This is a genomic window from Paraburkholderia sp. ZP32-5, assembly GCF_021390495.1.
Lineage (GTDB): Bacteria > Pseudomonadota > Gammaproteobacteria > Burkholderiales > Burkholderiaceae > Paraburkholderia.
Genome location: NZ_JAJEJP010000002.1, coordinates 2,382,088 through 2,395,891, shown reverse-complemented (window position 1 = coordinate 2,395,891; position 13,804 = coordinate 2,382,088). Strand labels below are relative to the sequence as shown.

Annotated in this window: 11 protein-coding genes; 7 read left to right on the top strand and 4 right to left on the bottom strand. The window is 59.6% G+C overall.

Translation table 11 applies throughout. From position 1 onward, the window contains the following. Positions 1-563 precede the first annotated feature (563 nt). Complete coding sequence (locus L0U82_RS29430) at positions 564-1,397, top strand: DUF817 domain-containing protein (RefSeq protein WP_442793705.1); 834 nt, start codon at positions 564-566, stop codon at positions 1,395-1,397. Between the two features lie 66 nt (positions 1,398-1,463). Here the strand turns inward: L0U82_RS29430 and trpS are convergent, their stop codons facing one another. Next, positions 1,464-2,474, bottom strand: a complete 1,011-nt coding sequence (gene trpS / locus L0U82_RS29425; RefSeq protein WP_233836602.1) for a tryptophan--tRNA ligase — start codon at positions 2,472-2,474, stop codon at positions 1,464-1,466. A 301-nt stretch (positions 2,475-2,775) separates the two neighbouring features. On the opposite strand from trpS, the gene L0U82_RS29420 reads away from it, so the two are divergent. Then, entirely contained in the window at positions 2,776-4,071 is a 1,296-nt protein-coding gene (locus L0U82_RS29420; protein ID WP_233836601.1) for a hypothetical protein, read from the top strand. A gap of 54 nt (positions 4,072-4,125) precedes the next feature. Here L0U82_RS29420 and L0U82_RS29415 read toward each other — a convergent pair whose 3' ends face one another. Together L0U82_RS29415 and L0U82_RS29410 are read right to left on the bottom strand one after the other, a co-directional pair. After that, positions 4,126-4,725 carry an NADPH-dependent F420 reductase gene (locus L0U82_RS29415; protein WP_233836600.1) on the bottom strand — a complete coding sequence of 200 codons (600 nt, stop codon included), beginning with the start codon at positions 4,723-4,725 and terminating at the stop codon, positions 4,126-4,128. A 71-nt stretch (positions 4,726-4,796) separates the two neighbouring features. Then, the gene (locus tag L0U82_RS29410; protein WP_233836599.1) at positions 4,797-5,531 is read right to left on the bottom strand and encodes an SDR family NAD(P)-dependent oxidoreductase; all 735 of its coding nucleotides are present in this window, start codon (positions 5,529-5,531) and stop codon (positions 4,797-4,799) included. Positions 5,532-5,637: 106 nt separating this feature from the next. On the opposite strand from L0U82_RS29410, the gene L0U82_RS29405 reads away from it, so the two are divergent. From L0U82_RS29405 to L0U82_RS29390, 4 genes are all read left to right on the top strand, one after another. Further along, a complete protein-coding gene (locus L0U82_RS29405) occupies positions 5,638-6,621 on the top strand; it encodes a LysR family transcriptional regulator (protein WP_233836598.1) in 984 nt (327 codons plus the stop codon). 318 nt (positions 6,622-6,939) lie between these two features. Then, positions 6,940-7,860: an AEC family transporter gene (locus L0U82_RS29400; RefSeq protein ID WP_233836596.1), complete on the top strand. Its 921-nt coding sequence runs from the start codon at positions 6,940-6,942 to the stop codon at positions 7,858-7,860. Between the two features lie 194 nt (positions 7,861-8,054). Then, complete coding sequence (locus tag L0U82_RS29395; RefSeq protein WP_233836594.1) at positions 8,055-9,185, top strand: M35 family metallopeptidase; 1,131 nt, start codon at positions 8,055-8,057, stop codon at positions 9,183-9,185. A 91-nt stretch (positions 9,186-9,276) separates the two neighbouring features. Beyond that, positions 9,277-10,743, top strand: coding sequence for an alkaline phosphatase family protein (locus L0U82_RS29390; RefSeq protein ID WP_233836592.1), 1,467 nt, complete (start codon positions 9,277-9,279; stop codon positions 10,741-10,743). A 45-nt stretch (positions 10,744-10,788) separates the two neighbouring features. Here the strand turns inward: L0U82_RS29390 and acpA are convergent, their stop codons facing one another. Further along, positions 10,789-12,540, bottom strand: a complete 1,752-nt coding sequence (gene acpA, locus L0U82_RS29385; protein ID WP_233836590.1) for an acid phosphatase — start codon at positions 12,538-12,540, stop codon at positions 10,789-10,791. 310 nt (positions 12,541-12,850) lie between these two features. Here acpA and L0U82_RS29380 point away from each other — a divergent pair, with 310 nt between their 5' ends. Beyond that, on the top strand, positions 12,851-13,495 hold the full coding sequence (locus L0U82_RS29380) for an alkyl hydroperoxide reductase (RefSeq protein WP_233836589.1): 645 nt from the start codon (positions 12,851-12,853) through the stop codon (positions 13,493-13,495). Positions 13,496-13,804: the final 309 nt, after the last annotated feature.

Sequence of the window (13,804 nt, the reverse complement as noted above, 5' to 3'; positions counted from 1 at the left end):
TGGGAACGCCGGTCATGGAGACAACGGCAGATACCCGGGACGCTGTTGCGCGCCTACGGTTAGCTACTCTTTCTATTGGCTTTCTGTTGATTGACGCGATCGGTGCTGCGCTGACAGTGCTCTGCAGATTCTCAGCGACGCAGTCTAGTACCGACGCTATCGTCATACAAGAATTTTCCGCGACCTGTTCGTTGGGCGTTGATTTTTTCTTTTTGGCGCCATGCTTGAAGCGTCAATGTGCTGTGCTAGCTGTTTTCTCGATGGTAGATAAACCGAGGTAAATGCCCGTTACTTGTCCGAAGTGGAATGTCAGGTTGCTCAGCCGCCGGTGACGGTTCCGGCTCGGCCACAGTCGACGGAAGCGCTTAGATCACCGACAATCGGGCGGTTCGCAAGGTGATCGGATTCAGGCAGGTAACTAATGCTAATGCGCTCTGGTGATCGAGGTACTTTTGCGTTTGTCAGGTTGCAACATGGAGCGGCGCCGACCGTTGCGTTCTAAACATCCTTTTCTAACTCGACTATCGATGGTTACGACGAAAGCGCAGCAGCGCCAGCATCGGATGAATTTTTACCTGCCAGCCTCACAGCGCGGCCGCCCTCTGACAGGCCTAAGGCGCGTACTTTTTGAATGCCTCGCTTTCGGCATCAAGGAGGCTCGCTGTTGTCTGTTTGCCGCGGTGGTTTTTTTGGCGATATTTGCAGTGCCGCGTGCCGGCCTGGCAGGTATCCCACGCTACGATCTGCTACTGGTGATTGCTTTGGCGGCTCAGGTAGTCATGATCTGGACGGGGCTCGAATCTGTCGACGAAGTCAAGGCCATCAGTTTGTTCCACGTGATCGGATTCGCGCTCGAGGTTTTCAAAACATCGAAAGGAATCCAGGCATGGAGCTATCCCGACTTCGCGTATACCAAGGTTTGGGGTGTGCCGCTTTTCTCGGGTTTCATGTACGCCGCGGTCGGCAGCTATGTGATTCAGGCATGGCGTATCCTGGAGCTTCGCGTACGGCATCATCCACCGCACTGGATGGCGGGTGCGATAGCGGTGATGATCTATGCCAATTTCTTTACGCATCGCTACATCGGCGACTACCGCTGGTATCTGACATGCGTGCTGGTCGGACTGTATGCCCGCACAACGGTTTATTTCCGCCCGCTGGATCGTCGCAGAAAGATGCCTTTGCTACTGGCCTTCGTGTTGATCGGCTTCTTTCTGTGGATCGCTGAAAATTTCGGTACTTTCTTCGCGATCTGGCAGTATCCCAACCAGATCGGCGCGTGGGCTACCGTCGGTGCGGGCAAGTGGAGTTCGTGGTCGCTGCTGATTGTCATGACGTTCACGATCGTGGCCAATCTGAAGCATGTCAAAGCGAGAATTCACGTGCCAGGTGCATGAAAACTAGGGGGCGTCCTATGCATTCGCTGCTCGCGTTGCTGATTCAGCCCCCTTGCGGCCGGTGCTCTAGAAGTAGCTCAAACCCAAAGCCCCCTTAACCTCCGAAAGCGTCTTTCCGGCCACTTCCCGCGCACGCATCGTCCCGCTGCGTAACACCGCGATCACCTCGGCCGGGTCTTTCTCCAACTCGTGACGACGCGTGCGAATCGGCTCGATAACGGCCTGGAGTCGCTCGTTAAGAACTCGCTTGACCACACTGTCGCCGAGCCCGCCGCGACGATAGTGAGCTTTGAGTTCGTCCACTTTCTGTACGTCCGGCTCGAAGGCATCGAGGAACGCAAAAACGACGTTCCCCTCCACTTGCCCCGGATCGCTGACTCGCAAGTGCGTCGGGTCGGTATACATGTTGTTGACGGCTTTCGTAATTTCGTCCGGCGTCGCGCCCAACGTAATGGCGTTCCCGAGCGATTTGCTCATTTTCGCTTTGCCGTCGATGCCGGGCAATCGAGTGACGTGCGACAGCACAGCCTCGCATTCGAGCAGCACGGATCGGTCGACGGTGTTATTGAAGCGGCGCACCAGCTCGTTGGTCTGCTCGATCATCGGTAGCTGGTCATCGCCCACCGGCACGCGCGTTGCCTTGAATGCCGTGATATCCGCGGCCTGACTGACCGGATACGTCAGGAAGCCCGCGGGGATATCGCGCTCGAACCCTCGCAACCGGATTTCCTCCTTGATCGTGGGGTTGCGCTCGAGCCGCGCGACCGTGACCAGATTGAGCAGATACCGCGATAGCTCCGCGAGCTCAGGCACCTGCGATTGAATCAGGATCGTAGACTTCGCCGGATCGATACCGACGGCCAGATAATCAAGCGCGACTTCAATGACATTCGTGGTGACTTTCTGATGCCGCCCGACGTTGTCGGTCAACGCCTGCATGTCGGCAAGAAGCAGGAACTGGTTTGCTTCGTGCTGTAGTTGAACTCTGGCGCGCAACGAGCCGATATAGTGGCCGAGATGGAGCGGACCGGTAGTCCGGTCGCCGGTGAGAATCGTGTGACGGTTTGCCTGGGTCATAGCCTGGAGCCTCATGGTTTCGATGCCACCAGTCGTCGGCGTGTAGAAACGAAAATGCCGCCAGGACTGGCGGCATCACGTTTGCGATATGCGTGGGAAAACGGGCCGCCGGATTCAGGCGTGCCACCAACCGTGCAGCTTCAACGAGATTGGTTTCGTATCCATAGTGGCGAGTATAGCGCGGCGGGGTGGTTCGTTCGCGGCGTTGTTGTCTACTTGCATCGGCTTGAAGGTACAATTTTTCCGCAGACGTCAGCTTTTTGCACACTAAATAATTTTTATCGTTTTTTCGGGGATTAGCATGAAGAGGCTATTATTCGCAACAACCATAATAGTTGCCAGCATTACTGGATGTGCCGCAGCTGAAGTTCAACAATCCTCCGGCAACGATCTCGAAGGCAATTCAAAAATCATTCTGGCGGATCGAACCGGTAATGTAGACGGACATAAAACCCCATTCGCAAAAGAGTATGTCGTCGCGGCTGGCAATCACGTTGTAGGCGTCTGCGGTGGCGGCGCTTTATGCGAAAAATTCTACTATATTAAATTTGATACCAAACCCGGTTTTACTTATACGGTCTACAACCAGGCGAGGAATATCAGCGTCTCGAATCAAGCGGGATATTTGATTGACACGCAAGGATTCGGGAATCAGCTTCGAGACGGCATTCCCGCTGTCATTTCATTCAACGATAGTTCTGCCCGGTCCCCGGCGGGCCATGAGAGCAATACGGCTACATCAGATTCGAACCATACCGTGCGAAAGGACAACTCGTCGGTTGGCAATGACGAGTCTCCGGCGACAGAAGCAGATCAGCGGATTGTGCAGGCGTTGCGTCGTGGCGATAGCGCAGCGGTCGAAGCCGCCATCCAGGCAGGCGGAGATCCCAACGTAATCCGGTTACGGGATATCCTTGATTTGCCGTATGCCTCGCAGCCAGCGATGATTTCGATCATGCATCGCCACGGCGTCGACTGGAGGATGTCGAGCAACGAGGTGCTAACCAATCTCGTCGATCGTACGATGCTCCAGGAAGGCATGACGGAACAGCAATACCTTCAAGGCAAGTTGGCCGTGGTCGATGCACTCATTGCGGCCGGCTTCCGTTTCTCTGCCGACGACATCAGTAACGCTACGCGTCAGCACATGGAACTCCAGCAGGGAAATGCACTTACGTTGCTCCATCACATCGCGGCGCACTCCGGCAACGAAAAAGCCTATATGGCGGAGATCGATCAGTTCGATGCGCGAAGGCTGGCGACCGAAAAAAACCAGCACGACGCCCAGCAAGCTGCCGCTACCCAGGCTCGGGTGGTCGGAACGAAAATCTGCAAGTCTGTTCCGGGAACATGGAGGCGAGCGCTGGGTACCTCGCTCGGTCACACCGTCTACGGAAACGAACAGGCTACAACGTACTTCGTGACGGGTTTCACGGAGGGTACGTCGGGCACGCGGATTCAAATCCGTATCGCGGGTATCCAGGCACCGACAACTTCTGCCGAATTCCAGAATGTCGATCGGATCGGTGGTGACACCGTCCTCGCAGTGAACAACGTGATCTGGGACGACGCCGTCAACTGGAAACCGTGCGACTGAGCGAATCAACGGGATTGAACGGGCGCTGATTCGCATCGAATTCGCGCTTACGTTTCATCCGTCGAACTTGACCAGGTCCTTGAAAATCAGTTGACCCCAACTATTCCCGCGCGCGTGCACAAGCAGTCCACCTTCCATAAGCCCACCGAGTTTGACCGGCGCGAAGCCGAGATTTTCCGCAAGCGCGCCAATCTCCGTTGCGGCGCCGTCATCGTCGCTCGCCAGGAACACGACTCTCCTGCCACCATGTATGGCGGGGTTCTGGTCAAGGACGGCAGCGACCAGATGGTTAAAGCCTTTCACCAGCCTGGCTCCGGCGAACGCCTTCGCAACGACGGCGGAGGAGGGAAGGCCGTCCAGTTCTTCGAGCGGCGCTAACGTGTTCATCGCGTCGACGATGATCTTTCCCTTCCAGTTGGGCAGCGCCTTCGCGACCTCCGGGTGCGACTCGAAACGGACAGCCAGAAAGATGATGTCCGCCGTGACGGCTTCCATCAGGGTTGTGGGAATGATCGTGGGGCCGATCGCGGCTGCATCGGATGCAAAGCTTGCCGGCTCGCGCGTGGTTGCGACGGCTACCTCTATGCCGTTGCGGGCAAACGCCCTGGCAAGCGCCTGGCCGATTTTGCCGAAGCCGATGATTGCGTAGCTCATAAATTTTCCTTTGGTTGACCACGCCCTGCGGGATCCAGATATCGATGGAGCGACCAGCAGGGCGTAGCGTGTCAGATTTGCGCCAGGCCGCCGTCGACGGCGACCTCGCTGGCGGTCATGAAGCTGCTGTCCTGCGACGCGAGAAAGGCAGCCACCGCTCCGATCTCCGCCGGATCGGCCATGCGCTTCAGCGGATTGAGCGAGGCGAAGACTTTCATGCCTTCTTCGCCGAGCGCTTCCACCGCGAGTTCGGTCGCGGTCGGCCCGGGCGACAGAACGTTGACGCGGATGCCGGTGCCCTTCAGGTCCTCAGCCCAGGTCCGCGCCAGATTGCGCACTGCCGCCTTGCTCGCGCTATAGACGCTGAATGCCGGGGCGCCCGTGGTGCCCGCGCTCGATCCGGTCAGGATGATCGAACCACCGTCGCGCATCAGCGGCAGCGCCTTCTGAACCGTGAAGATCGAACCCTTCACATTGGTGTCGAAGATTTCGTCAATGTGCTCGGCGGTAATCTTGCCGAGCGGAAGCTGGCTTCCGGCGCCGGCATTCGCGAAGACGATGTCGACGGTTCCGCGCTCGGACTTCACCGCCGCGTAGAGCCGGTCGAGGTCGGCCGGATCGGAGACCGAGCCCTTCACCGCGCGAGCATTGGGCCCAAGGTTGGCCACGGCAGCGTCGAGCGCTTCCTGCCTGCGGCCGAAGATAAAGACGAAGGCACCTTCCTCGATGAAGCGCTTCGCCGCCGCGCGGCCGATACCGGTCGCGCCGCCGGTGATCACGGCGGTCTTTCCATTCAGTCTGTTCATGTCATGCATCCTTCGAAACAATAGCGACAAGCCCGATTCTGGAGCACTTGATTCATGAAGCCAATTGACTGAATATCTATCAATACCATCTACTTTTTAGATAGCCATGCTGGACAACGTCACCATCAATCAGCTTCGGGCTTTTGTCGCCGTGTGTGATCAGGGGAGCTTTTCCGGGGCTGCACGGGAGCTGAGGCGCGCACAGTCGGCGATCAGTCACGCGGTCAACGCGCTCGAGAGTGCGTTCGATGTGTTGCTGTTCGAGCGCAACACGCGCAAAGCGACGCTGACGGCCGCGGGCCGTAGCCTGCTGCCCGATGCGCGCGGCGTGATCTCACGCACCGAGGAAATGAAGATGCGCGCGGTTTCGATTGCCGAAGCCGGGGTGCCGCAAGTGTCGATTGCCGTGGATACCTATTTTCCGCGCGCGCACCTGATTGAATGCCTGCGTACGCTGCAGTCGGACTTTCCAACGGTTGCAATCAATCTGCGCATGACGACCATGCAGGGCGGCGAGCGTCTGGTTCTCGACGGCACGTGTGCATTGGCGGTGACGATCATGGACGTGCCCGAGCTGAATCCAGGTGCCATAGAAAGGCAGCATTTATGTGAAGCGCGAATGGTGACCGTCTGTGCGTCATCGCATCCGCTGGCTGCAATCGCGGGACCGATCCCGCGGGAGGAATTTGGCCGGCACATCCAGCTCGTCGTAACGGACAATCAGCCGGATGCGGAAAAGACCCAGCAGGGGGTCGCCAGTGAACGCCAGTGGCGCGTGAATGACCTCGGCGCGAAGCACGATCTGCTCAGGGGAGGCTTGTGCTGGGGGCATATGCCGCATCATATGGTCGCGGAAGATCTCGCGAATGGAACACTCGTCGAACTGCAACGGCGCGCATGGCACATGCGAACCCTCACGTTCATGGTGTCGCAGCGGCATGGGTACTCGTTTTCCGAATGCGAGACACGGCTGGTCGAGCTTCTTGCCAATCCTCAGCGCTTGCCAAAGGCTGACGTTCAGCGCTCCGTGTCACGCAAAGGCAAACAAACCCGAAAGCCGGCCACTCCTCGGCGGAAGTCCGCCAAGTAGATAAACAGCGATTGGCTTTCTCGACGCTTCAATGGCTGCAACGGCTCGACTACCGCCAACATCATCTGATCGCAACCAGTCCGCTCATGGCATTCGTGAAGACGCACTAACACACCGACACTAAGGTCGCCTGGCCAGCGATCAGCGTGTCGCCGCCAGGCAATAACAGCCATTCGCTCGCGCCTGAACGCAACTTGCGTCCGCCCCTTAGCCCAAACCCGGCAACTCCTTCAATGCCACGCGGGCTTTCAGCGATAATTCCGTCCATTCATAAGCAGCGCGTCCGCCCCCCAGGCATCCGACTGTCAGGAGACCAGCATGGATCTCGCCGGCACCGTACTTCCGATCTTCGCGATCATCCTGGTTGGATGGCTTGCCGGCGCTTCCGGGTACATGCCGCGCAACCTGGCCGGGCCGCTGATGAGCTTCGCGTATCACGTAGCGATGCCGGCGCTGGTGTTCGTGACGATCGCGGACGAGACGCTGCACTCGCTTCTCGATTGGCGCTTCGTCGCCGCATTCGGCGGCGGTTCGATGATCTGCTTCGCGGCGGTGGCGATGTTCGAGCGCATCGTGCGCGGAGCCAGCCTGCGCAAAAGCGCGATGCTTGCCGCCGCTGTTTCGATGACCAACACCGGGTTCGTCGCGCTGCCGATCCTGAAGACGCTGTTCGGCAAGCCCGGCGTGCTCGCCGCGGCTATCGCAACGATTTTCGTCGGCGCGATTATCTTTCCTCTACTGGTCGTGCTGTTCGAAATGGATCGACCCGACGCGTCGCGCAACCTGCGAGGCACAGCGTTGTTTCGGCAGATCGCGACCAACCCCGTCATTCTCGCGACTATCTGCGGCGTGGCCTGGTCGGTCGTCGGCGTGACGTTGCCGGCCCCGGCCGCGTCGTTTCTGACGATGCTGGGCGAGGCATTGACGCCTTGCGCGCTGTTTTCGATCGGACTTGAACTGACGCTGAGCGATCTACGCGAGCACATGACGCTCTACGCGCTGCTGACCGCGCTCAAGCTCGCGATCGTGCCGCTCGTCGTGTATGTCGTGTGTGTCGCCGTGCGGCTCGATCATATGGCGACCGTCGCCGCTGTCGTGTGCGCGGCCGTGCCGACCGCGAAGAGCGCTTACGTGCTCGCGGTGCAATACGATGTGGAAAAAGCGGTCGTGAGCGGCGTCATCTCGATGACCACCTTGTTCTCGGTCATCACGCTGATCGGCTGGCTGCACATTCTGTAGCGGCCTTGCCTTCCGGGGGGCTTTCATCGCGGGGCCATTGCAGGGGCCGCAATGCGTGGGCCATGTAGCGCATTTGTACTACAGACCTTCGCGGCACGCGTAAATACAATCACGCTGACTCCGACCACCGCGCCCAGAATGTGCCATCTCACCGGATCGGTGCCGGGAAATTATCTGCTATCAAAGGTGTTGTCATGCAATACACGTACATCGAAAAGGCGATGGTGAAAATCTCGCGCGAGCGCAATGGGCCGGAGCTGCTCGAACATATCGCGAGTGCCCTGAGCAAAAAGAACAGAACTCAGGTCACGGCGATTAATAACGCGCTCAATTTCGCGCTGCCGTTTTATCGGGTACGTCCGATCGATCTGGATGGGACGATTGAATCAAGACGTGTGGCGATTCTGATAGCGAAGACGATCGGTACGCGGCGTCCAGTAGGATCGCGTCTCGACCCGGAAAGCTGGGACAACCGGATACTCGAACAATATATCGACGACCAGAAGGCGCAGGCAGGCAGCGCTATCCCAAGTGGCGCAGGCGGCGTTTATCTGGCCGGCAGTTTTTGGGCCTATGCCACTGAAGAAGAAAGGCTGTACGCGCTCGCGTCGCGCGCCGAAGCAATCGAACTCTGCACGTATGGCCTGGTCGCGGCCAATCATGCCGCTCATGGCGCTGCTCCCAATCCCATTCGCGGCGCGATGGCCGATACCTATTTCGGTATGTTGAGAATGTGGTTCGGAGATACGCCCAATGTCACCGAGCAGGTGAAGAAAAAACTTCAGCGTACGCTGGCGGGTCTTCAGTCGACGTATGTGGCTCTTCGTTATGCCGGCAAAAACGTCAAGGCCGCATCCGAACTGAGGGAGAAGGGGTGTTCGTCGTCAGGGGCAATTGGCGCCGTGGTAACGAAGAAGGGCTGGGGCGACGCAAAGAGCGAAACAGATCCCAATGGGATCAGGTTGTGTGTGGACTTCTTCGATCCCGCCAGTACGAAGCTTGCGCTTGAACAGCAAATCGCCGCCATCGATCCGACCGAAAATAGCACCGAGGCTATGCAGATATCGCGAGGAGGCGCGCTGCTGCATGAGGCGACCCATTTATTTGCGGGTACCCGCGATGAATATCTGAAGGATGAAGTTTATCTGAAGCTCGGTCACCAGCCCCCCAAAAAGGGCGAAGGAAGAGCACAAGGTTACGGGCCCATCACCTGTTTCACGTTAGCCAAAGTGGATCCCGCTGCTGCCATCAATAACGCCGATTCATATCGTATTTTTTGTGAGGTTGCGAAACATCACAGACAGCATGCAAGCCAACCAGCATAGTGCCGGTTCGAAGTCGACTTGAGTCGAGGCTTCCGGTCACACAACGATCACGCAAGCGCCGTACTTTGCAGACATTGCAAAGGAGGCAGCCATGGCAAACAAGCTCGGAAAAATCGACCACATCGTGTATCTGATGCTGGAAAACCGTTCGTTCGATCAGATGCTCGGCTTCCTCTACAGCGACACCGGAAACCGTTCGCCGCTCGATCACCCGTTCGACGGCCTCACCGGCAAAGAATCGAATCCCGACGATACGGGCCGCGAGGTCCAGGTCTATCGCATTCAGGCGAGCGATCCGCATCCGTACCTGATGCCGGGCGCCGATCCCGGCGAAGGTTTCTACAACACGAACTACCAGCTGTTCTCGACCGACGATCCCGCTTCCGGCGCCGTGCCGGACAACCGCGGTTTCGTGCTGAACTTCAAATCGGCGATCGCCTCGGATCTCGCCAAGCACTACAAGGACTCGCTGCCCGGCACGACGCCGTCGCAGATCATGGGTATGTACACGCCCGAGTTGCTGCCGGTGCTGTCAGGACTCGCGCGCGGATATGCGGTGTGCGACGCATGGTTCGCGTCGGTGCCGACGATGACGATGCCCAATCGCGCGTTCGCGCTCGCGGGCACGTCGCAGGGCCATCTCGACAACCAGGTCAAGATCTTCACGTGCCCGAGCATCTTCGGCCGGATCACCGACCTCGGAGACGCGAAAGTGGACTGGGCGATCTTCGGCTATAACCGCGATCCGCTCACGCGTCATGATTTTCCCGACGTGCAGCACGCCGCCGAGTCCCACTTCGGACACTTTCGCGATTTTCAGGAACTCGCCGCGAACGGCAAGCTGCCCGCGTTTACGTTTCTCGAACCCAGTTGGGACGCGACCGGCAATAGCCAGCATCCGAACTACGACGTCGCGGCCGGCGAGCAACTGATCCACGACACCTATTACGCGTTGCGCAACGGCAAGGCGTGGCGCTCGACACTGCTCGTCATCACTTACGACGAGCACGGCGGCAATTACGATCACGTCGTGCCGCCGTCCGATGCAACGCCGCCGGGCGACGGCACGGTCGGCGAATACGGTTTCGACTTCACGCGTTTCGGCCTGCGTGTGCCCGCCGTACTCGTGTCGCCGCTGATCGAAGCCGGCACCGTGTTCCGCGCGCCGAAGGGACAAACGATCGACCACACGTCGGTGCTGAAGACCATTCACGAGCGCTGGGGCACCAAAACGCTGACCAAACGCGACGCGGCCGCGCCGTCGCTCGGTAACGCGCTCACGCTCGACAAGCCGCGCGACGACGATCCGCTCGCGAACGTCGCCGTGCCGGCTGCGAGCCCGCATCACCAGAACGCGTCGACGCCGTCGCGGCTCGACCGCTTGCAGGCGGCGCGCGTCGCCGCGCTGCCGGTGCGCAACGAGAAAGGTCATTACGACGTGGAGCCGGACCCGCTGCCGGATTCGAGCGCCGAACTGACGAACTTCATCCGCGACCGCTCGGCCGCGTGGAGTCAGCATATGCAGCGTCTGCGCAGCCGGCGCGGCGGCAAGGAGTGAGGGAAGGGAGCCGGTGCCGTCGCGACGGCACCGGCTTCGTTGCCGTTATGCGCCGAACGTCAGCGTGTGCGTGAGATCGCCCATCGGCGTTTGCCCACGCGCGCGCATCGAGTCGTCGCGCAGCTTCAGACCGTCGAGCGTCTCGAGCCCGAACACGCGCGTCACGAGGCGCAGGATCGAGCCCGTGTCGTAGACCGTGTGGTCGACGTAGCCCTTCTTCGCGAACGGCGAGACGACGAGCGCGGGAACGCGTGTGCCCGGACCCCAGCGGTCACCCTTCGGCGGCGCGACGTGATCCCACCAGCCGCCGTTCTCGTCGACGGTGATGACGACCACCATGTTCTTCCACTGCGGGCTCGCGCGCAGCGCTTTGACCGCGTGCACGATATGGCGATCGCCCGACGCGACGTCCGCATACCCCGCATGCATGTTCAGGTTGCCCTGCGGCTTGTAGAACGTGACAGCGGGTAGACGTCCCGCGCGCGCGTCCGCCAGAAAGCGGTTGGTGCTTTCGTCGTCGCCAAGGCCGCCGTCGCGCAGGCGCTTTGCGCGAGCTTCGGTATTCGGCCCGAGATTGCGGAAGTAGTTGAACGGTTGGTGGTGATACTGGAAGTTCGGAATCACCGGCGAGCCATTCGACAGGTTCTTGCCCTGAGTCTCCAGCGTCTCCTTGAACGCGCCCGCATACCATGCCCATTCGACGCCGCGCCGGTCGAGCTTGTCGCCGATGTGCTCATGGGTCTGCGGCGGAACGGCCATTGCGTTCGCATCGAGATGGAAATCGACCTCGCCGTTGGCGCCGGTCTTCAGCGGCGTCGGCTGGTAAGGCGGCATCATCGTATTGACGGCGTAGCTCAGCGTCGCGCCGTCGGCGAGCGTCTCGGGCGGCGTCAACGCGCTCGGGCCGAACTTCGGGATACCGTCCATCGCGCTTGCGGGCGATGCCGCCAGCGGTTTCAGGTTCGGGTCGTCGGGGCGTCCGCTGACGGTCTCCGCGATCTGGAACTTCGCGATGCTCTCTTTCGGATTCGCATAGCGCGGCGGCGTGGCCGCGGCCAGATACTGGTGGTTCAGAAACGAGCCGCCGAATGCGCCCTGGAAGAAGTTGTCGCACAACACGTATTCGCTGGCGAGATCCCACATGCGCAGGTCGTAGCTCGTGTTCGCGTAGTGGCCCATCGTGAAGCCGGCGGAATCGGCCCACGCGACGAACATGTCGTTGCGCCCGCCGTTGATCTGCATCTGGTTCTGATAGAACACGTGCCACAGATCGTGCGTAATCAGCGACAGCGGCAGGTTTTCACCGGCCGGACCCTTCAGCGCGAACGGGCCGTTCGGCAGGTTGGTCTGATACTGCTGCCCGGCGGCGTACGAGACGCCGTCGGCGACCTGGTCTTTCAACAGCCAGCCGCCCGGCACCGGGGGCAGACGCGGCAACAGCGTTTTGCCGTCGCGGTCGCGTTGAGCGGAGTCGGCGGCCTTCACCGCCGACAGCGGCTTCTCGACACCGGGGAAGTCGCCGAACAGATTGTTGAAGCTGCGGTTTTCCGCATAGATCACGACGATCGTCTTCACGTTGTCCCGCAGTGCGGCATCGAGTTCGGCGCCTGCCAGGCCGCGCGTGGCGCGGCCATCGCCGGTGCCCTCGGGCGATGCGCAGCCGGCGAGGCCGCCGCCGACGGCGACCGCCGCAAGGCCGCCGAGGAACGTGCGGCGGCGCGGATTCGGCGCGGACGGAGCTTGCTCAGCTTCGGTCGATTGCGAGAGTTCAACAGACGGGTCTTCCTTTTTTGTCATGTCGTTTCCTTGTTGTCGTGACAGGGCTCAACGCGAGGTGTGTGTCGGGAAAAACGCGGGCCGGGCTCGGGCGACTTGCAGTCTGTGCGTAAGCGGATCGTCCCGCGACTGTCCGCCCGCCCTCCGTGCAGCGCTAGATGGTAGCGTGCAGGCGGCGGGTTTGAATGACAGATCGATGACTGGAACGGCCGCTTAGCCTAGCGTGTTTCCGATTCCTCCGGCAGATTGGCGCTCAGTGCTGTGTGCGGATTTCTTTCAGTTCCTGTCACTTCGTCGTATAACTTAGTGCAGGGCCTAGGGGGATCGAACCATGTTAAACGTCAGTCTCAGGTCACAACTGCAAACATATCTGCGAAACATCCGCAGACCTGTCGAATTGATCGTCTCCCCCGGTGATAATCAGGAATCGCACGAGATGCTGGCGATGTTGAGCGAAATCGCATCGTTGACAGAGCTGGTGACGGTTATCGAAGAACAGCACGGCGACGACCGCAAGCCGTCGTTCTCGATCAGGCAGGCAGGCGCACAGCCCCGCATCCAGTTTGCCGGCATTCCGACCGGGCCCGAGTTTTCGTCCCTTGTGCTTGCGATACTCCAGGTTGGCGGACATCCGGTTATCGCCGACGGTCCGACCATCGATCAGATTCGCACCCTGGAATCTGACTATTATTTCGAAACCTATATTTCGCTATCGTGCAGAAGCTGTGTGGATGTGGTGCAAGCGCTGAATATGATGACGGTAATTAATCCGCGAATTCACAACATCACGATCGACGGGGGAGTATTCCAACGTGAGGTGGCGGTGCGTGAAATTAGCGTGGTGCCGACGATTTATGTGAACGGCGAGATGTTCGGCGAGGGGCGCGGCAGCCTGGCGGAGTTCGGCGCGCGACTTCAGGATCTGGAAATGAGTATGAGAGTGGCACTGCAGGGGACGGGTAGGCCGAAGCACTGAGCCGTGGGTCGGCGGCAGTTCGGAGTAAGCCTTTCGAGTTCCCGCTCGTAACTAGATCGGTACTCGTTCCCATCTCGAGATGTCCTTTGGGATACCGAGCGTCGACGTGTCCTCTCCATTGCGCAATGAAGCCGTATGACCGCTGGCAAGCTCATTTGCCGCCTGCGTTGGATTCTCGTAGCTGCCGAGAGATTCGCCGTCAAAGACCACATGCCATCGCTCGTCTCTGTCAGAGATGAAAAACGGCCCAATACGTGTACGAAACCGATAAAAGATGTTGCATGGCATCTCAAGTCTCGCGGGGAATCC

Coding starts and splice junctions, on each gene's coding strand:
- acpA (WP_233836590.1), bottom strand. CDS start 12,540: ATGACAAAAAAGGAAGACCCGTCTGTTGAACTCTCGCAATCGACCGAA.
- L0U82_RS29380 (WP_233836589.1), top strand. CDS start 12,851: ATGTTAAACGTCAGTCTCAGGTCACAACTGCAAACATATCTGCGAAAC.
- L0U82_RS29400 (WP_233836596.1), top strand. CDS start 6,940: ATGGATCTCGCCGGCACCGTACTTCCGATCTTCGCGATCATCCTGGTT.
- L0U82_RS29405 (WP_233836598.1), top strand. CDS start 5,638: ATGCTGGACAACGTCACCATCAATCAGCTTCGGGCTTTTGTCGCCGTG.
- L0U82_RS29390 (WP_233836592.1), top strand. CDS start 9,277: ATGGCAAACAAGCTCGGAAAAATCGACCACATCGTGTATCTGATGCTG.
- trpS (WP_233836602.1), bottom strand. CDS start 2,474: ATGACCCAGGCAAACCGTCACACGATTCTCACCGGCGACCGGACTACC.
- L0U82_RS29410 (WP_233836599.1), bottom strand. CDS start 5,531: ATGAACAGACTGAATGGAAAGACCGCCGTGATCACCGGCGGCGCGACC.
- L0U82_RS29420 (WP_233836601.1), top strand. CDS start 2,776: ATGAAGAGGCTATTATTCGCAACAACCATAATAGTTGCCAGCATTACT.
- L0U82_RS29430 (WP_442793705.1), top strand. CDS start 564: ATGAATTTTTACCTGCCAGCCTCACAGCGCGGCCGCCCTCTGACAGGC.
- L0U82_RS29395 (WP_233836594.1), top strand. CDS start 8,055: ATGCAATACACGTACATCGAAAAGGCGATGGTGAAAATCTCGCGCGAG.
- L0U82_RS29415 (WP_233836600.1), bottom strand. CDS start 4,725: ATGAGCTACGCAATCATCGGCTTCGGCAAAATCGGCCAGGCGCTTGCC.